Consider the following 20,543-nt stretch of genomic DNA (forward strand, 5'->3'; position numbering starts at 1 on the left):
AGAAGTAGAAGTAGAAGTAGAAGTAGAAGTGCATGAAAAACTGAAGGGTATATTTCATAGATGAAGAGCTAAGGGGAGAGTGCTTCATATGGGGAAAACGATTCGATATCCGTTCTCAAGCCATCATTGGCGGAAGAGTGTAGCCATTATGACAATAGCAGCCGTCGTAGCGGGAACTATTGGGTGGAACGTGTCTCCGTCTCCGGCTGTGGCAGCAACTGCCGCGGCTGGGCAGCAGGAGATGCTCCGATTGAAAGTGGGCAGTACGAGTGCGACATGGAACGGTGAGAAGTTAGCGATTGTGAAGCCATACGTTCGTCAAGGAACAACGATGGTGCCGCTAAGTATCTTCACGAATGTGTTCGAAGCGGCCTTGAAATGGGAAAAGGATAATGCAGTGATATTGGAAGGCGATGCTGTCTCCATTCGGATGAGAATCGGCCAGAAGCAGGCGATGATGAACGGCAAGCTTGTCACACTGGCAGTAGCTCCAGAAATGACTGGCGGTACAGCGATGGTGCCGCTGAAGCAGGTGGCACAAGCATTTGGTGCAACTTATTCGGTGGATAAGGATAAATCAATAATATTGCGCTGGAAACAGGCAGGAATTCTTGCAGGTGCTGCTGTAGATGTGGGTGCGAAGGCTGCGCGTGTTGGAGATTTCTATTATCAATGGAATATGGTTATCCCTAGGGGCTGGACGCATGAGGGCTTATCCCCTGAGGAGTTCGCTGTCGTTTTTACGGATCCAACAGAACATGTCTTTATCACGATAAATGCGCTTGATTGGGCATCGAAGCCGCTTGAGCATTGGTCAGATGCGTTTAAGGGGCAAGCGTCGGAACAGCAATTAATGGAGTATTTGCAGACGGAAGAGTTGGACGATGAGTCTGAAATGTATGAAGCAAGCACGGGTAAGGTCGATGGGATTGCTTATGCACAATCTGTATTTATCAATGAAGAGGATATGTACTTAGCGCGTGTGTTCAGCGCCAACGGCAAGCGATACATCGTCCGTATATTTGATGCAAATGCGCAGAGACCGAAGCAGATGCTGCAGTACGTCCCGCTTATAAATACGTTCCGTCCGAACTTTTCGGCAGGAGCTGCAACCAATATCAGCTCTGTAAAGGACGGTTACCGCAATACGAAGATGTGGGGCAAAGGGCTGACAATGGATTTGCCAGTAGATTGGGCATCGTCAGATACCTATTTCCAATCGTATGGGTCGAAAAATTGGGAACAGTCTGTCAATTACAATATTGCGACTGCTGCACCGGGTTTGACGCTCGACCAGTTTGCTAAAAATCATTTATCTTATTTGAAAAAGACCACCAAGTCTGAGTATTTGCAGGTCGATCCTGAGCAGGACGTAAAACTTGCAGATGGGAAAATGGCAAAATCCATTAAAATAAAAAGCCGAGTCGACGAGAAGAACTGGAAGGTGAGCATGCATTTGCTCGTTGTCGATCAAGGTGTGCAATATTTGATGATCTATCATTGTCCGGATAATTCAGAGGGTATTTCTCTTGGAAACCGCTTGTTTTCCTCGGTGAAGGTTGATGGAAGTGTAAAGAAAGATCTTGAAAGTCCGGAAGACTTCCCACAAGGGGAGGAATGGTACAAGGACTGGTCTGTCAGCTCGACTCGCAAAGCTCCGAATTATGGATTTACCTTGCAGGTACCGGATTGGTGGACGAGCGGGTTCTATGCTTGGGGAGAAGAGAACTATGATGTTGAATTGGACGAAGGCATGATTGCTTATTATTCACGGCCGGATAGTGATTTCTCCGTGTATGTCGATCAAGTGCGAACAGTAGAAGAGGCGCTTGCAAGATGGGAAGATTACTATAAAGGGGAAGGCGACACTAGGGTTGAGATCGTGAAGCAAGAGAAGACGACGGTTCAAGGCAATAAAGCTTATGCGGTCGAGATGAAAGTATTCAGCGAGGCCGGTCAATTGAGCTTCACCGTGAATTTGCTGTTAATTGCGCGTGAAGGCAAAGTATTCTCACTCGTGTATTCAATGGAGGATACGGCGCGAACACCAGAACTGCTTGACTCTTTCAAGCGTACGATGGAATCCTTTCAATTTACGGAGCAAGTGACGAATAAGAAATCATGAAATCATGATGCAGACAGCATCCTGGCCAAGCTATGGCGGGATGCTTTTCTTTTTCTTACGTGTGCAGGCTGGTTGTCTAGTTGTAGGTGGAAATGTCCTTACGCGACTCTGCTTCGAGCAAGCTTACGTGCAGGTATCGGCATAGTGAGGAGGAAGTTCTAGCCTATGCTGGAGTTTCGGCGTAAAGATCGCTATACTAATTGAAGCATATTTAAATAAGTAGATAGAGATGACCGCATCATGCGGCAATGGATAAATTAGCTTGGAGGATGAGCATGTCGACAATGAAGCAAGGGATACAGCGTGGAGATATTGAGCTGCTGGCGCCGGCTGGCGATTGGGATTGCATGCGTGCCGCAGTGGCAAATGGCGCGGATGCGATCTTTTTCGGAGTAGAGAAGTTCAATGCACGTGCGCGTGCGAACAATTTCCGGATGGATGATTTGCCGGACATTATGGCGTTTTTGCATAGTTATGGGGTTAAAGGATTTCTGACGTTTAATATATTGGTGTTTGAAAATGAGCTTGAGGATGCAAAGGGGCTTATCGAGGCTTGTATTGATGCGGGTGTAGACGCGGTTATCGTACAGGACTTGGGCTTGGTGAAAATGATTCGCGAAATTTCGCCTGACTTCCCGATCCATGGATCAACGCAAATGACGATTACGTCACCTGAAGCGGCAGAATTTACGAAGCCGTATGGGATGGAGCGTGTCGTGCTTGGCCGCGAGAACAACCTGAAGCAAATTCAAAAGATTGGTGAGAAGGCCAACGTACCGATGGAAGTGTTTGTGCATGGAGCGCTGTGCGTGTCCTACTCTGGACAATGCTTAACGTCCGAAATGTGGGGCGGCCGCTCGGCGAACCGAGGGGAATGCGCGCAGGCTTGCCGTTTGCCGTATGACATGATGGTTGACGGGGAGCATCAGCCGATGGGTGATGTGACATATTTGCTGTCGCCGAAGGATTTGGCGGCGATTGATATTGTGCCGGAGTTGATTGAAGCGGGTGTCACGTCCTTCAAAATTGAAGGCCGCATGAAGCAGCCGGAATATGTGGCGAACGTGGTGAGCAAGTACCGCAAAGCGATTGATGACTATTTCGATGGCAATTGGGCAGGCCCTTCTAAGGAAGAAGTTCGGGAGCTTCAGCAAAGCTTTTCTCGCGGCTTCACGCACGGCTTCTTGAAAGGGACGAACAACAAGCAGCTTGTGGACGGAACGTTCCCGAAGAGCCGCGGTGTATATGTGGGTACGGTGCAGCAGGTCCTGCGTGACGGTGTCGTATGTAAACTGGAAGCGCCTCTGAAGCGCGGCGACGGCATTGGCTTCGATGCTGGTGATCCGACGAAGAAGGAAGAGGGCGGACGCATCTACGATTTGCGTCGTCAAGGCGTGAAGCTAGAAGGCGAAGCGGAGGAAGGCTGGATCGTGGACATCGTTCCAGGACGCAATGACGTGGACTTGCGCCGTGTTCATGTTGGGGATCGCATTTGGAAGACGAGCGACCAGGCGCTCGATAAGCGCATGCGTGCTACGTTTGAGACGGACAAGCCATACCGTGTCTTCCCTGTGCATGTGCGCGTAGAAGGTCGTGCTGGTGAACCATTGCGTACATGGTGGACGGATGTGCAGAAGGGGACAGTCGTTCAAGTGGATTCGGAGCTTCCGCTTGAGGTTGCACAAAAACGACCGATGGACGAAGCGCTCCTTCATGAGCAATTAGGTCGTTTGGGTGGTACAGTGTATCAGCTAGAGGCATTGGAAGCGGCGCTGGAAGGTGACGTCATCGTTCCGATGCGCGAATTGAATGCGATTCGCCGCCGTGCTGTAGAGGAGCTTGCAGGCGAGCGTCCTAAACCGCCGGTATACGTGAAGCATGATATCGCAGCTATGGGTGATGCTGTTAAGGAGCAGACGCCAGTACCGTTTGGTGGGGCTCAGTTGACAGCGATGTGCCGTAACTTGGAACAGGTGCAGGCTGCCGTGAAGACAGATGTATCGTTGATTTACGCTGACTTTGAATTCATTAAGCAGTTCCCTGCTGCCATTGAAGCATGCCGCGCAGCAGGCAAGCCGATTGCACTGGTAACGCCGCGCATCCATATGCCGAACGAGAACGGATACCATCGCAACATCTTGAAACTGAAGCCGGATGCAGTGCTCGTCCGCAACACGGGTGCACTGAATTACTACCAGTTGGAGAAGGCGGAATGGGAGAGCAAGAGGGCGTCATCAGGGATGCCTAGCCAAGAGGTTATGGAGCAGGCCACAAATGACCCGCAGCTAGCCATTTGCCCAGGCAAGCTGGTAGGAGAGCCGTTCCCGCAGCTGATCGGGGACTTCTCCTTGAACGTGGCGAACCATAAGACGGTACAGCTGTTCAAGGAAGCAGGATTGGATCGCATTACACCATCATATGACTTGAACATTCAGCAAATGGTCGATATGCTGCGTCATGCAGATACATCGATGCTGGAGATCGTCATCCATCAGCATTTGCCGATGTTCCATACCGAGCACTGCGTGTACTGCACATTCCTAAGCGAAGGAACAGACTACACGAACTGCGGTCGTCCGTGCGAGGAGCACCGTGTATCGCTGCGTGACCGCATCGGCATGTCCCACCCTGTTCGGGTAGACGAGGGCTGCCGTAATACCGTGTACAACGCGATTGAGCAGTCGGGTGCAGAGTATTTGGTTAACTTCCTGGAGCTTGGCGTTGGCACATACCGTGTCGAGTTCTTGGAGGAGACGCCAGAGCAGGTGCAAGAAGTTATCGACCTTTACGGTCGTGCGCTTCGTGGCGAAATCAGCGGCACGGAAGTATGGCGCAAGCTGAAGGCAACGAACCAGCTTGGCGTAACGCGTGGACAGTTGGTGAAGTAAGTAGTAGTTATTAACTTAATAACGTAAAGTTACAATAATCGACTCGACCCAGATGGAATGTGTAGTGAACTGCATGGAAATCTGGGTTCGGGTCTTTTTGTTAGGGAAGCGTCTATTTCGAGTTCATATCTTTTACTGATAATGGTTAGTTTTATGAAAATAATATCTAATGGCGTATACCTTGGTGAGTATATTTATGGGCAGCTTTTCATGTATACTAAAGTTAGCATCAGGTATGAACGGATGAAGATGGATGATCGTTAGAGATTGGAGAGACTTGAGATGAAGATTAGAAAGGCAATTATTCCAGCCGCGGGGCTGGGTACGCGCTTTTTGCCTGCAACAAAAGCAATGCCAAAGGAAATGCTGCCGATTGTCGATAAGCCGACGATTCAGTACATTGTAGAAGAGGCAGTAGACTCCGGCATCGAAGACATCATTATTGTTACAGGTAGGGGAAAGCGGGCTATCGAGGATCATTTTGATAATTACTTTGAACTCGAGCATAACCTGTTGGAGAAAGATAAGCTAGCGCTGTTAGAGGAAGTACGGAAATCCTCCGAGATGGCTAACATTCATTATATCCGGCAAAGAGAGCCACGGGGGTTAGGACATGCGATATGGTGCGCTCGCAAATTTATCGGAAATGAACCGTTTGCTGTACTGCTCGGAGACGATATCGTACAAGCCGAGGTGCCTTGCTTGAAACAAATGATCGACGTATATGATCGTTACGAGTCCTCGATTGTCGGCGTACAGCCAGTCCCTTGGGAGCATGTGTCACGTTACGGACTCGTAGCAGGCCCTTCTGTAGAAGAGCGACTCATTCGTGCAGAACAGCTAGTAGAGAAGCCAGACAAAGAGTCAGCGCCATCGAATTGGGCCATCATGGGACGCTATATACTGACACCGCGTATATTTGAATTGCTTGAACAGCAAGAAGCTGGTGTTAATGGAGAGATACAGCTTACTGATGCGATTGCACAGCTAAGCACTGAACAGAACGTGTTAGCATATCATTTCGACGGTCAACGGCATGACGTAGGTGAGAAGCTTGGCTTTATTGAGACGACACTGCATTACGCACTGCAGCGCCCAGAGCTGCGGGGAGATTTGCTTGAATATATAAAGCGTATGATAGTTGAGTATGAAAAATAAAGGTAATAGAAAAAGGAACGTTCCGATATCAGAACGTTCCTTTTTGTTGTATCCATTCGTTTATTCAGCTTTAAATCTCATTTCCACGATTTGATCAATCTGCTCTTTTTGGTCTGAACCTAGTGCAACAAGCTTATCATACCAATTTTGATCTACTTGCCCCTGTTGGATCGTTGCGGCTACGTACCAGCGTGCGAGCTCACGGTTGTTCCCAGGGTTGTCCTCAGGGTTGTTCGAGTCAGTTAAGTTCTCTTGCAGGTATGGCTTCATCGCTTCAGCCGCCTTAGCAGGATCCCCCTTCATTACATATGCGCGTCCAGCATTCATAGCCATAGGAGAAGTAATGTAAAATGGATTACCTTGAAGTTGTCCTTTCGGCAATGTCTTCAAGTGCTCCACGCCTGCCTTGACATGCTCGAAAGCGGCAATGACTTCATCCAAATAACCGTCTTTTTTATCTGGTGCTGTTGTTATAGATTTATACCCTTCACGTAAAGCTTTGTCCATATATTCTTCATACCATTTCATATCCCAAGGGAAGTTGGAGGCATTCTGAGAATAAACTGCATAGACCTGCTCATCCAGCCCCTTTATGTTATAAAGCTTGATTAGCTGTAGTAGCAGCGACTTATTATGAGGGTTATCCCCAAGTGCATTTTTTAATACTTTTTCCGCTTCTGTAAAGAACTGTTCGTCTTTTTGTTGTTCATATACTGACATGTATAGCTTTGCTTCGAAAGCTGCGTAATCCGGATGCGCAGAGCGAATGCTCTTAGCTTTCCTTAGTTGCTCCATCGTTTTATTAAAGTCTTGAGTTGTAAGAACAGTTTCCTTTGCACTTGCAAACGAGCTTGATGCTTGAACAAAGAGAATGGAAGTGATGAGAAGGCCGATACCAACGATGCCAAGTATACTTGGCATCAAAATACGGAATGTTTTAGGTTCTAGCTTTCCAATCGGTTTCGACTCAATAGAAGCTGTCATCCCTCCAAGGCATAAGAATACAAGGATACCAATATACACAAAGCTCATATTAAAGTCCATCACACTGTGGATCAAAATACTTGTTGCCAAAATGAAGTATAAAAAGTGACTGTCCCGTTGCTCCTCATTAGCTTTTGTAAATGAACGAATATAGTTCCAATAAATATAGATGAGGAATGCCATCAGAATAAGCATGCCTAGGAATCCAGTTTCAACGAAATATTGCATGTAAAAGCTATGTGCTTGTTGAATGTCATATGGATTGTTTTCATATTTTGCATAAAGTGCTGCCCAAGCACCGCCACCAGCACCAAATAATGGGTAATCGGCAACAAGTTTCATTGAGTCTTTATAGAACGTGATACGTTCGAGAACACTATGTTGTTGGAAGTTAATAGTTTCCAAACGTGTTGCGATATTTTCAGGAAGCATATTTTTAGCACTAGTACCAATCAAAAGGAAGAGTAGTAAAGCCACTATAACTGTTCCTCCGAGCGGAATTAGTGCATTTGCCCATTTCTTTAATGATAGAGTCTCCAATTTTTGCTCTAACCATGGTGAAATAAATCGTTGTAATCCAAAGCTTATTATTGTACAAATAACCGATGCGCCAAGCAGGTACAACCAGCCTTTCATTGATAAAGAGTATGAGATGCTATTTTGCAACTCATTACCGATATCAGAAACCTTGTTTAGAATAACGAACGTTGCTGCTGAACTGATGGCCAGGTGAACCAGCCACATAATTTGGCGAGCAGGTTTTAAGAATAATAAAACAATGACAAACACGACTGGAAGCAGAACGAGCCCGCCACGGGATAACGTGAGCAATATAGATAAAATAATTGGAACCAACATAAATCCATGGATGACCTGCCACACTACTTTGCGAGTCGTAGTTAAATAGAATACTGCAATGAATAAGAAGGCCATTAAATACGCCGCATAAGTGTTGGCGTACTGGAATACGGAAGTTAGACGGAGTCCATCCACAGTCTCCATGACCGCGTGGTGAAATACCCCCTCAGAATTGACAGGCAAGAACCATCCAAACAATATACCTATCCATTTTGTGGTGTGAAACCAATGAAACAAGCCAAATAATACTATTACATAGGCTGAGCCAATGATTATTTTCTTGATGAGCCCGTTCATTAATTTGTTTTGAATGATTAGAACAGAAAGAGCAAAGATCACAGCATAGACAAACTGTATTAACACCATATTTTCTGCTAAATACTTGGAAGCACTCATAGTTAATGAAATAAGGTAGCATAAAGGTGTTAAAAAGGAGCCGAGCATTAATAACGTTTTATTATCAATATATAGCTTTGACTTAACAACGTACCACGTACCAATTAAAGCTAGTACTGAAGTCAGTAACACCGAATAGTATATTTTCGAGTCAAAATCAGACATCTGTCCATTGAATAATGCAACTTGGAACGGAGCCCAAATGAGTATCAGTGCAAGCAATCCAAATAGGCTCCATTCGCTTGCTGATATATTGTTACCACTAGGTTTAGTTTTTGTGTAACCGTAAGATGACAACTTGAATTCAACTCCTTATACTTTAGAACTTATGAATTGTTGTATTCTATCTTTGAACTTGTCTTTAGAAAAGCTCTCAGCATGGTGCCTAATTGCAGCTGTGTCAAAGCTTGCTGTAGATATTTTCTCTAATGCATCAATAACTGAATCTACAGACTGCTCAGCAAAGAAGTAACCAGTTTCCCCAGAAATAACAGTCTCCAGAGCGCCTCCTTTGCCATAAGCCAGCACAGGTCTACCACTTGCTTGCGCCTCTAAAGGTGTGATCCCGAAATCCTCTTCGCCTCCCAAGATGAATGCCTTACATTTGGAGTAATATTTGGCAATAACTTGATCAGGCTGGTATCCCATGAATTCCACATTGGATTTAGCGAGACTCTCAAGCCTTTTTCGATCGTATCCATCACCAATAATGATAAGCGGCCATCCTAGCTTGTTAAAGGCCTCGATGACCAAATCAATACGCTTATATGGAATTAATCGGGACACAATTAAGTAATAATCTTCAGTGACATCACTTAGATAGAATTGTTCTGAACTGACAGGTGGATGAATCACTTCTGATTTCTTCCCGTAATACTTTTTTATCCGATTGGCGACATTATGCGAATTAGCAATATAGTGATCCACACGTTGTGCAGATACATAATCCCATTGTCTAATTTTGTGCAGTACTTTAGGTAAGTACCATTTAAATAATGGGTTATTAAGCTCTTCCATGTATTGATGATATAAGTCCCATACATACCGCATCGGAGTATGACAATAACAGATATGTACTTGATTCGGGTTTGTAATAACGCCTTTTGCAAATGCACTAGATGTCGAAAGTATGACATCATAACCCCTTAAATCAAACTGTTCAACAGCTAGAGGGAATAAGGAAAGCATTTTTTTATACTGTGTTTTTGCAAAGGGTATCTTTTGAATAAAGGAATTATGGATTTGAGCCCTTTGAAAAGCGTCCGGCATCTTACTCAAATCAGATATCAATGTATAGACAGGAGCATCTGGATAAAGTTCCATGAACGCTTCCAATACTCTCTCAGCTCCACCGTGCTGATTAATGTAATCGTGGACAATTGCGATTTTCATATCAATCTCCTTCTACATTATCCTAACGTTCGTTACAATAAGTTGCGATATACCTTAGCTGTCATCTCTGCTGTGTGTTCCCAAGTAAATAAGGAGGCACGACGTAGTGAATAATCGCTCCAAGTACGTCGAGTCGAGGCATTATCCATCACCATATGAATATTTTCAGCCCATTCCTCTGGTTGATTCGGATCGCACAACAATCCTTGTTCACCTATTACTTCAGGTATGGAGGAAGTATTTGAACCAATGACAGGGATGCCACATCTCATAGCTTCTATTAATGGCAAACCAAAGCCCTCGTACCAGGAAGGCATCGTTAGTAATTTTGCCCCGTTGTAAATGGCGGGAAGATCAACATCGTCAATATATCCAGTAAAGATGATATGTTCTTGAAGTTGATGTTCCTGAACGTATTGGAATAGGGATGACGTCTTCCAACCGCGTGCTCCGACAACAACTAGCTTGTAGTTTATCTCATAATGATTGATCAGGTAATGATAAGCCTTAACAAGTGTCAGTAAATTCTTCCTTGCCTCAATGGTACCTACAAACAATATATACTCTTCGGGTAGCTGATATTTGTTATATATGTGCTGGTAGGCACTTTCCGTCATTGGAGCGAACTGTTTTTCAGCGGCTAATGGTGTGACAGTAATTTTATCCGGATGAATGGATAAAATTTGTGTGATATCAATTTTCGTAGCCTCTGAGATTGTAATTATATGATCTGCATTTTGGGCGCAATAAGGAACCCATTTCATATGATGATTATATATTTTCTTGCTGGTTGTCTGTGGGTATTTCATAAAAGCAAGGTCGTGTATACTCACGACCTGTTTTCCGCGCTGAATCGGCATGTATGTAAAGTTCGTCCCATGAAACACATCGTACTTTACTTTATGGGTGAAATCAAATGGCAGCCGATAAAGTAAATTTGGCTTCAGTAACTTGCGAATTGCTTTATAAGGATAACGGTTATTGACGACTTGGTTTTCTGATATTCCCGATGGCAATTCGTTGAGCTGGAGATTCTTTGCTATCCGGTTAAACCCTAATGTTATTTCTAAGTCTTGATGTGCTGCCAAATAATAATATAAATTCAATGTATAGCGTCCTATGCCCGATAAATTACCAAGCAGTGGCTGCCCATCTAAACAAACTCTCATTTAGTAAGCTCCTTCGCCTTTAAGGACTACTGGTATCGTCTTAAGCAAGATTTTTAAGTCGAGAGCAATACTCCAATTTTCGATGTAATAAATGTCCAGATTCACCCATTGCTGAAATGATAGATCGCTTCGTCCACTTACTTGCCACAATCCTGTAATGCCCGGCAGAACTTCGAGACGGCGCCACTCCCAATCTCCGTACTGGGCAACCTCGATATCTAGCGGTGGTCGGGGTCCGATAAGACTCATATTGCCTAGCAGCACATTGAAAAGTTGGGGGAGTTCATCAATTGAATATTTCCTGATAAATCGCCCTACTTTGGTAATACGAGGATCATTTTTCATTTTGAAGGCTATTCCATCAACTTCATTTGCTTTTGCTAATGTATCTATCATTTTGTCGGCGTCATTAACCATAGAACGGAATTTAAACATATTAAACACTTTTCCGTTTTTTCCAACTCTCTGTTGCTTGTAGATCACAGAGCCTTTCGACTCTACTTTTATACAGAGTGCTGTAAGGAGTAATATTGGCGATAAAATGATTAGAGCCATACTTGATAAAAGGACATCGGACATTCTTTTAATGATATAACCTATACCGCGCATAGGAGTTCTCACTAATGATACAGTAGGCAGCGAATTGATTTGTCCGACTTGAACAGTCCCTAGTACGAGATTGAACATATCCGGAATGATTTTAATTTCAATCGGTGATTTTCGGAAATCCGAAATAATGCGATGAACGAGTTCTCTTTCCGATGGTATCGTTATAATCAATTCGTCAATTAATATGTTTTGTTCGATAATGGTTCTGAGCTCGGATATTTTCCCCAAACCAGGTACATCGGATATCATTTCAGACATTTCATCATCTACATATCCAGCGACATTATAGCCTAACCAATTGTGAGTTTGAAATTCTTTAATGAGTGAACATCCTACTTTACCGGCTCCTACTATGATGACTGATTTCGACAGTATGTTCTTTGCGTTCAATAACAAGTACATTCTTCGTTTTATAAAGCGGAGTATCGATATCGCTAAAATAGACGATAACCAGTACGAAACAATGACAATACGTGATAAATCCACAATTTTAAACAGAAAGCTCAATCCCACTGTTAATAAAAACGCAAAGGACAGAGCTTTGCCTGTTTTAAAAATTTCGTCCACTAAGCCCGAAGATGCGATAAAGGAATTAGTTCGATATTTTAATACCAGAACTCCATAAATGAGAATAAATATGATGTAAAAATATAAGTAACTCGAGAATCGAGGATTCGTCAATTCAAACAATTCAAAAGAAACATTAAACTCGATATGGATACGCCACGCATAAAGTACAAAGTAAATAAGGGAGAGAAGTACGCCCTCTAATGCCAAAAATAAGAAGGACAGCGTGCTAACAATCATTTTCTTATTTTGAATATTCCTGTTCAGTTCTACTGGGGGCAGAAACGGATTCTTATTTGTCTCATTTTTTGCATACATATACTCCACTACATATCCTCCGCACCATTTTAAATACTCCTAAATTATGTACAACACCATTATATAGTTGTAGATATTTGTAGTTTTACTTGCTACGATATAAAATACATAACTATAGTAGTTTATATGTCGATTATACCTCTTTTTGTAGAAATTAGGTATGATGTGACGAATCTTTCATTGAAATAAAATTTCCAGCTAAAGTATAATTAAGACTTGGGGTGGAGGGACAATAATTGGAGGTAATATAATGACGGTTACTGCAGTAATCATGGCAGGTGGGAAAGGAGAACGTTTCTGGCCGAAAAGTCGGACGAATTTGCCGAAGCAGTTTTTAAATATTTCAGGCAATAAGTCAATGATTCAACAGTGTGTCAGTCGTCTCCAAAAATTCATACCGATCGAGCAAGTATTCGTAGTAACGAATGAACTATACGCTGAACTAATAAAGGCACAAATACCAACAATACCTTACGAAAACATTATTATTGAACCGGTAGGACGAAATACAGCTCCTTGTATTGGGCTAGCGTCTATTATTATAGAAGAGAGATTCCCAAATAGCACGATGGTCGTTCTTCCTTCTGATCATATTATCAAGAATGAAGAAGAATTCCTTCATATTCTCCGAACAGCCGTAGAAGTGAGTCAAGAAGGGAAAAATCTAGTTACATTAGGAATCCAGCCTACATATCCGGAAACGGGATACGGTTATATCGAAAGTACAAATGATATTGTTATGGTAAATGAACTCCATGTCCATAAAGTTGATAAATTTGTAGAGAAACCAGATCTTGAGAAGGCAACCTCATATTTAGAAGCTGGAAATTATTATTGGAACAGTGGGATATTTATCTGGAAAACATGTGTTATTAGAGGGTATATCCAGGAGCACATGCCTCAAGTACATGATATTTTAGAAACGATGAAAAGCTCCTTTATAAATAATAACCGTAATGAAGTTATTATAGCTGAGTTTCCAAAAATGCCAGATCAATCGATTGACTACGGTATTATGGAGAAAGTAAAAGATATCTATGTGATTCCATGTGTTTTTGGCTGGGATGACGTAGGCAGCTGGACGGCACTTGAACGCATCAATGATACGGATGAAAATGGAAATGTTGTACGAGGCAACTCATTAAGTATAGATACAAAGAGATGCATTATTGAAAGCAATGGAAAGCTGATTGCTACACTTGGCGTAGAAGATTTGATTATTGTTGAGACTGACGACGTTACTCTAATTTGTAACAAAGATAAAGCTCAAGAAATCAAATCTCTAATTAAAGAGATTAGAGTACAGAAAATGGAGCATTATCTTTAATTAAGTGAAAAGGGAGTTAATGAAAATGGAAAAACGTGCACTTATTACGGGGATTACAGGGCAAGATGGATCTTACCTAGCAGAGCTTCTGTTAGAAAAAGGTTATAAAGTATTTGGATTGAGAAGAAGAACGAGCGTTCCAATCATGGAGAATATTGAACATATTAAGGATGAAATCGAATTTGTAGACGGAGATCTGCTTGATTTAAGTTCTCTCATACAAGCTGTGAAAATTGCAAATCCAGATGAAGTTTATAATTTGGCTGCCCAATCGTTCGTAGGTACTTCATGGACACAACCTGGGTTGACGGCTCAAGTTACCGCACTAGGTGTGACAAACATGTTAGAAGCGGTACGTCTGGTTAAGCCGGAAGCACGCTTCTATCAAGCATCTAGCAGCGAAATGTTTGGTAAAGTTGTGGAAACCCCGCAGAAAGAAACAACACCTTTCTATCCACGTAGCCCTTACGGTGTAGCCAAGGTATATGGACATTGGATCACGGTTAATTATCGTGAAAGCTTTAACATGTTCGCTTGTTCAGGCATCTTATTTAACCATGAATCCCCACGTCGTGGTGTTGAGTTTGTAACGCGTAAAGTAACGGATGCTGTGGCTCGTATTAAGCTCGGGTTGCAGTCTGAACTTCGCATGGGTAACTTAGATGCTAAGCGAGATTGGGGCTTTGCAGGGGATTATGTTAAAGCCATGTGGTTAATGCTTCAGCAAGATACTCCAGATGATTACGTTATTTCCACTGGAGAAACACATACGGTACAGGAATTAGTTGAGATAGCATTTGGGCACGTAGGTCTTAACTGGAAGGATTATGTGGTAATTGATCCTAAGTTCGTTCGTCCTGCCGAAGTTGATCTTCTATTAGGGGATTGCACCAAAGCTAAAACACAACTTGGTTGGGAACTAGAAGTAGGATTTGAGCAATTGGTGAAAATGATGGTTGATAGCGACATGGAAAAATACAAGGTGTAGGAATGGAGCTAGCAATGAGGAAGGCTTTAATTACTGGGGGGACAGGTTTTGTTGCAAAGCACCTGTCGGAGAATCTTATAAACAAAGGATATCAAGTAATCGGGACAACAAGAACATGTTGTCCTGACTTGTATTTTATGGATAATTATGAACTTCGGACAATTAATTATGGGGACGTTAATGATTGGATTAATTTGTTCAATGAAACAGTACCAGATGAAATTTATCATCTTGCTGGGCAAAGTTCGGTAAGATTGTCGTGGGATAATAAAGTCGATACATTTAACGCCAATTTGATTAATACAATTAACATGCTGGAAGCAATCAAAGAAAGTGAGATTAGACATAAAGCTAGAATACTAATAACTGGTTCGTCAGAAGAATATGGACATGTAAATGAAGGAGAGGCCATATCAGAGTCAACGATACTTCAGCCATTAAACCCTTATGGCGTTTCAAAAGCTGCTTTATGCATGCTCATGAAACAGTACGTTAAAACCTATGGGCTTCACATTAGATATGCTCGACCATTTAACCATATAGGTCCTGGACAAGGATTGGGGTTTGTTACAAGTGACTTTGCCAAACAAATTGTAGATATTGAAAAAGAAAAACAGCCCCCTTATATAAAAGTAGGGAATTTGGAATCAAAAAGAGATTTTACGGATGTTAGGGATATCGTAGAAGCATATCATATATTAGTACAGTGCGGAATAGATGGTGAGGTATACAATGTTTGTACTGGCAGGGCAATGTCTATGCAATATCTACTAGACTTTTTTGTTCAGCACTGTAAACATCCTGAGCCGATAAAAGTAATCAGAGATGAGTTGAAAATGAGACCCTCAGACTACCCGATCTACTATGGTGATAACGGGAAGATAAATGAGCTTGGCTGGCACCCTAAAATTGGGCTCGAACAGTCTCTATCAGATATTCTGGATTATTGGCGCTCTCGAGCGTGATGTGTTTTAGGAGGATTTATATTGAAAAAAATAAAAGAGATTATGGCATATAGACAAATGCTCGAGAGTTTGGTTCTCACAGATTTAAGAACTAGATATAAAGGCTCATTTTTTGGGTTCTTGTGGACATTGCTCAATCCGTTATTAATGCTGATGATATACTCATTAGTATTTAAATATGTTATGCGTGTCCAATTGGAGAATTATACTACGTATTTATTTATTGGACTGATAGTATGGACTCTTCTTAGCCAGTCCATACTATCTGGCGCTGGAGCGATTATAAGAAATTCAGGTTTAGTGAAAAAAATTTATTTCCCACGGGAAATATTACCCTTATCTGTGGTGCTGGGCGGTGCAGTCAACTTCTTATTTAGTTTATTAATACTGATACCGATGCTGATAATTAACAACATTTCTTTGGGGATAAGTATATTACTATTTCCGGGGATATTGTTGATTTACTTGTTATTTGTTTTATCGATTACGATGATTGTTTCGAGCATCAACGTGTATTTCAGAGACATGGAGCATATATCCAATATTTTAGTGATGGCCTGGTTTTATATTACCCCTATTGTCTATACAACAGATATGATACCAGATAGTTTACAGTCTGTATTTAATTTAAATCCGATGAAGGTTGTCATTAGTTCGTTTCATGATATGTTCTTCTTTAATAAATTGCCCAATACAGGTGATTTGATATATCTAATATGTGTCACAATATTACTACTTATTATAAGCAGCTTTCTCTTTAAAAAATTAAGCAGGAAGTTTGCAGAGGAAATTTAATAAATAGGGAGTAAAAAAATGAATGCCATAACGGTGAATAATGTAAGTAAAGTGTTTAAATTAAGTAATGGTAAACCCAAGACATTTAAAGAAAGAATGATTCTCAGAAATAAATCAAACATTACAATATTTAAAGCCTTAGACAAAGTTACGTTGACAGTGAAAAAAGGAGAAACAATTGGTTTATTAGGGAGAAATGGATCCGGAAAGAGCACTCTTCTTAAACTTATGACAGGGATATTGTACCCCGATAGCGGTGCGATTTCAATGGAAGGTAAGGTTTCTTCTTTGCTTGAACTTGGGGCTGGTTTCCATCCTGATTTTACTGGAAGAGAAAATATTTTTATGAATGCTGCTATCTTAGGACTGTCAAAAAAAGATATCAAGTCAAAATTGGAGAAAATAATATCATTTTCTGAATTGCAAGAATATATTGATAATCCTGTTCGCAGTTATAGTTCTGGTATGTACATGAGGCTTGCCTTTTCTGTAGCGATTATGGTGGAACCTGACATCCTTCTTATAGATGAAGTATTAGCTGTTGGTGATGCAGCGTTTCAACAAAAGTGTATTGAACAACTAGTTCAAATGAAAAATAAAGGAACTACTATTGTAATTGTGTCTCATGATCTTGGGGTTATGGAAAAATTATGTGATCGTTTAATATGGATCCATAAGGGTGTTGTCAAGAGTGAAGGACATCCGAAGAAGACAATAGATCAGTACATTACATTTTTGGCTGAACAAGAGAATGAAAGATTACTCAATGAAGTCAATGGAGATAATTTATCAAAAGTTGCTGAAGATAGTCAAGTAGTAGAGAATTCCCCTAATGAAGAGCAAGTTGATAATGAAAATCGATGGGGTAATAAAAAAATTGAGATTACTGAAGTGATAATAAATGATGTAAATAGCAACTTGAAATATAGTTTTATGACTGGCGATTTGATGTCGATAACTATTAAATTTAAGGCTAATAAAGATGTTGATAAACCAATTTTTGGACTTGGTTTTGTGAATTCTTTTAACGTTGACTGTTACGGTACAAATACATTTATAGATAGATTTGAAATAGCTAAGATTCAAAAAGGAAATTTCGGAGAAATTAAGTTTGTTATTAATTCCTTGAATTTACTAGCAGGTACGTATTACTTAAAGATAGCAGTACATGATGAAAATGGTGAACAATTTGATTATCACGATAAAATGTACTCATTCCAAATTACAAGTCTGATTCCTGATGTGGGTATTGCAAGACTGCCTCATGAATGGGTATTTAAAATTAAGTAAGGGGTGAATTACATGATGAAGAAAATTACTCCCGCAGAAATAATGAAGCAAATAAGAGAAGGGGTTCGCCGTACTTCTGATCCAATAAATATAGACGCTGTCCATGAAAAAGTCAGTGATGAAAACATTCAGAATATACTTCACTCGATGAATGAAGAAGTAAAACGTTTAAATCATAAGATCACCCCTCACATGCCAGTAGCCTTTATGGAGCCACGATTAACATCAAGATATAAATTGTTAGGTAAAATTATCGTACCGATTAGAAAGTTAGGAACAAGATTATTTACTAAGTGGTACGCGGATACATTTTCAAATGAGCAGAAGCATTTAAATCATGAGATTTGGCATGGAATAAATCAGATCAATGCGGTGATAAATTTTCAGTCTTCATTGAATCAGAAACTGAGTGAGAATGTAGAAGCTTTGAAAAATGAAGTAGAAGTTTTAATAAATGAAAATGAAACATTAAAAACAAGGCTTCTCGAACAAAGTGAGGAAAATAATAAACTTAAAATTGGAATAAATGCTTTGAACATAAAGACTGCCGAATTAACTGAGTTATGGAACGAGAAGATGATGTTAGATTTAAATTACTATAAGTTTGCGCAAAGATTTAGTGCGGATCCAAAAGAAATAAAAAGAATATATCAAAAATATGTCCGCTACTATTCTGGCAAATCAAATGTTTTAGATATTGGTTGTAGTCGAGGGTACTTTTTGGAGCTATTGAGCCAAGAGGGTATCAATGCTTATGGTATTGATACAGATCTTGAGTCTGTTGAAATATGTAAGACTAAGAACCTCACGGCATATCATACTGACGCAATTACCCATCTTAATAATATTCCGGCTGATAGCATAGATGGGATTTTTATGGGGCATGTCATTGAACATTTGAATCATAATGAGAAAATTAAGTTTTTAAAGCTTTGTCATACTAAATTGGCGAAAAACGGTGTAATGGTAATTGAAACGCCAAATACAACCTCATCGTTTGTAATGCATAACTTATATTATTTGGATCCAACACATCAACAACCACTTCTCCCAGAAGCATTGAAATTTATTAGCGAAATGGTTGGATTTACTGTTGAAAATGCATACTTAAGTGAAGAAATACCAGAAAGCAGTGTGGGGAATGATTATTATAATTTCTCACTAATTATAAAAAAATAGGTGATTATGTGAAAATTGCAGTTGTGACTCCGTGGTTTTCAGAGAATGTATCTGGGGGAGCAGAAAAGTTTGCAGGTGGCATTGCTACCTGCCTAAAAAACGCAGGGCTTGATGTGGAGATTTTAACTACATGTGGTAGAGATTCATTTTGGGATTGGGGAACAGATTACTACCCAGAAGGCGTTCAAGAGATAGATAATTTATCTATTAGAAGGTTCCCGTTACGAAAAAGAAATAAGAAATTGTATGAAGAACTATTAGGAAAATTGTTATCTGGTCAAGAACTAACTTACTTGGAAGAAATGCAACTGTTAAATGAAACTGTAAACAGCGATAAAATGTATGATTTTATTCAACAATATGGTTCTGATTACTTGTTTTTATTTATTCCATATTTGTTTGGAACAACATATTGGGGTTCTAGAATCCGCCCTTCTCAGAGCTATATAATACCGTGTATTCATGATGAAGATATGGCTTATTTCCATAGTATGGGGCATTTGTTCACGAGGGTGCAAGGGCTCCTATTTAATACTATTGAGGAGCGTGAATTGGCAGAAAAAATTCAACCTTCACTAATTGGAGATTACATAATTTCTGGTGGGGGCGTAGAAGTTTTATATGAACCGAATGAGGAGCGTTTTCGCCAGAAATACAACATTAAGGATGATTATTTCATATATGTTGGTAGACAAGTCACTGGTAAAAACGTCCCCCAAATTATTGATTATTACTCCAGATTGGTATCGGAGAAGCCACAAAATACGAAACTTGTTTTTATAGGCAATGGCGAAGAACAAGTTATTGAAGCTATGAAAAAATGCCCAAATATTATTAATTTGGGAGAAACACCAGATGAAGACAAGTTTGACGCTTTACAAGGTGCAATAGCATTGATTCAACCCTCTTTGATGGAAAGCTTCTCTATTGTTATTATGGAGAGCTGGTTATGTGGTACACCTGTGATAGTAAATGAATATTGTCATGTTACAAAAGGGCATTGTGTTCGGAGTGATGGTGGTCTTTTTTATAAAGACTATTCAACATTTGTGGAGACAATTGAAAAATATCTATTTGATATTGAATTCAGAAGAGAAAAAGCAGTCAAGGGGAAAGAATACGTAGAAAAATACTATACGTGGGAAGCTGTTGCCCACAGAATTACTGATTTTTTGAAAAAGAATGAATATTGGAGTGAAGATGTAATTCATGAGAATATTAATTGATGTACAAACCTTGTTTACTAATGAACGAAAACGGGGTATAGGCATTTATGTTTACAACTGGTTAAAATCCTTTTCTAAATATAATGAAATAGATCGAATATACTTAATGAGGAAAATTAACAATGAGTTTTATTTCACCATTTATTCTAAGTTTTTAGAATTGGATGAGCGATTAAATAACGACCAGTACTGGAATCAATGCTCGATTGAAAAATTTATTGAGGCAAAGAATATCGATTTAGTACATTTCACAAGTCCTTTCATGTTTGATATAGAGCAGCCTAATTTATATCATTTAGATACTAAAGT

Annotated in this window: 15 protein-coding genes; 11 read left to right on the forward strand and 4 right to left on the reverse strand. The window is 40.6% G+C overall.

The genetic code is table 11. The features are described 5' to 3' along the window. The first annotated feature begins 88 nt into the window (after positions 1 to 88). The 3 genes from BBG47_RS24245 to galU all read left to right on the forward strand — a co-directional run bounded on the left by BBG47_RS24245 (position 89) and on the right by galU (position 6,171). Positions 89 to 2,125: a stalk domain-containing protein gene (locus BBG47_RS24245; protein WP_065293866.1), complete on the forward strand. Its 2,037-nt coding sequence runs from the start codon at positions 89 to 91 to the stop codon at positions 2,123 to 2,125. Positions 2,126 to 2,400: 275 nt separating this feature from the next. Further along, positions 2,401 to 5,013: a U32 family peptidase gene (locus tag BBG47_RS24250; protein WP_065293867.1), complete on the forward strand. Its 2,613-nt coding sequence runs from the start codon at positions 2,401 to 2,403 to the stop codon at positions 5,011 to 5,013. A gap of 282 nt (positions 5,014 to 5,295) precedes the next feature. Further along, entirely contained in the window at positions 5,296 to 6,171 is an 876-nt protein-coding gene (gene galU / locus BBG47_RS24255) for a UTP--glucose-1-phosphate uridylyltransferase GalU (RefSeq protein WP_065293868.1), read from the forward strand. Positions 6,172 to 6,231: 60 nt separating this feature from the next. Here the strand turns inward: galU and BBG47_RS24260 are convergent, their stop codons facing one another. From BBG47_RS24260 to BBG47_RS24275, 4 genes are read right to left on the reverse strand one after another with little or no spacing between them, the layout of a single operon-like run. Continuing rightward, positions 6,232 to 8,706, reverse strand: coding sequence for an O-antigen ligase family protein (locus BBG47_RS24260; RefSeq protein WP_065293869.1), 2,475 nt, complete (start codon positions 8,704 to 8,706; stop codon positions 6,232 to 6,234). A 15-nt stretch (positions 8,707 to 8,721) separates the two neighbouring features. Further along, a complete protein-coding gene (locus BBG47_RS24265) occupies positions 8,722 to 9,801 on the reverse strand; it encodes a glycosyltransferase (RefSeq protein ID WP_065293870.1) in 1,080 nt (359 codons plus the stop codon). A 32-nt stretch (positions 9,802 to 9,833) separates the two neighbouring features. Next, entirely contained in the window at positions 9,834 to 10,970 is a 1,137-nt protein-coding gene (locus BBG47_RS24270; RefSeq protein WP_065293871.1) for a glycosyltransferase family 4 protein, read from the reverse strand. Next, positions 10,971 to 12,464, reverse strand: a complete 1,494-nt coding sequence (locus tag BBG47_RS24275; RefSeq protein WP_065293878.1) for a sugar transferase — start codon at positions 12,462 to 12,464, stop codon at positions 10,971 to 10,973. Between the two features lie 250 nt (positions 12,465 to 12,714). Between BBG47_RS24275 and BBG47_RS24280 the strand changes: the two genes are divergently transcribed. From BBG47_RS24280 to BBG47_RS30415, 8 genes are all read left to right on the forward strand, one after another. Then, positions 12,715 to 13,791: a mannose-1-phosphate guanylyltransferase gene (locus BBG47_RS24280; RefSeq protein ID WP_065293872.1), complete on the forward strand. Its 1,077-nt coding sequence runs from the start codon at positions 12,715 to 12,717 to the stop codon at positions 13,789 to 13,791. A 25-nt stretch (positions 13,792 to 13,816) separates the two neighbouring features. After that, the gene (gene gmd, locus BBG47_RS24285) at positions 13,817 to 14,779 is read left to right on the forward strand and encodes a GDP-mannose 4,6-dehydratase (protein WP_065293873.1); all 963 of its coding nucleotides are present in this window, start codon (positions 13,817 to 13,819) and stop codon (positions 14,777 to 14,779) included. A gap of 2 nt (positions 14,780 to 14,781) precedes the next feature. Beyond that, positions 14,782 to 15,744 carry a GDP-mannose 4,6-dehydratase gene (locus tag BBG47_RS24290; protein ID WP_083189580.1) on the forward strand — a complete coding sequence of 321 codons (963 nt, stop codon included), beginning with the start codon at positions 14,782 to 14,784 and terminating at the stop codon, positions 15,742 to 15,744. Positions 15,745 to 15,765: 21 nt separating this feature from the next. Beyond that, positions 15,766 to 16,539, forward strand: coding sequence for an ABC transporter permease (locus BBG47_RS24295; protein ID WP_254659911.1), 774 nt, complete (start codon positions 15,766 to 15,768; stop codon positions 16,537 to 16,539). An 18-nt stretch (positions 16,540 to 16,557) separates the two neighbouring features. Then, a complete protein-coding gene (locus tag BBG47_RS24300; protein ID WP_065293875.1) occupies positions 16,558 to 17,829 on the forward strand; it encodes an ABC transporter ATP-binding protein in 1,272 nt (423 codons plus the stop codon). Between the two features lie 12 nt (positions 17,830 to 17,841). Beyond that, positions 17,842 to 19,008, forward strand: a complete 1,167-nt coding sequence (locus tag BBG47_RS24305) for a methyltransferase domain-containing protein (RefSeq protein ID WP_065293876.1) — start codon at positions 17,842 to 17,844, stop codon at positions 19,006 to 19,008. 8 nt (positions 19,009 to 19,016) lie between these two features. Further along, entirely contained in the window at positions 19,017 to 20,234 is a 1,218-nt protein-coding gene (locus BBG47_RS24310; protein ID WP_065293877.1) for a glycosyltransferase family 4 protein, read from the forward strand. Further along, positions 20,218 to 20,543: glycosyltransferase family protein (locus tag BBG47_RS30415; protein WP_217492521.1), on the forward strand; the 326-nt coding region annotated here is incomplete at its 3' end. The genes BBG47_RS24310 and BBG47_RS30415, both read left to right, overlap by 17 nt.

Source organism: Paenibacillus sp. KS1 (assembly GCF_001680695.1).
GTDB lineage: Bacteria > Bacillota > Bacilli > Paenibacillales > Paenibacillaceae > Paenibacillus_B > Paenibacillus_B suaedae.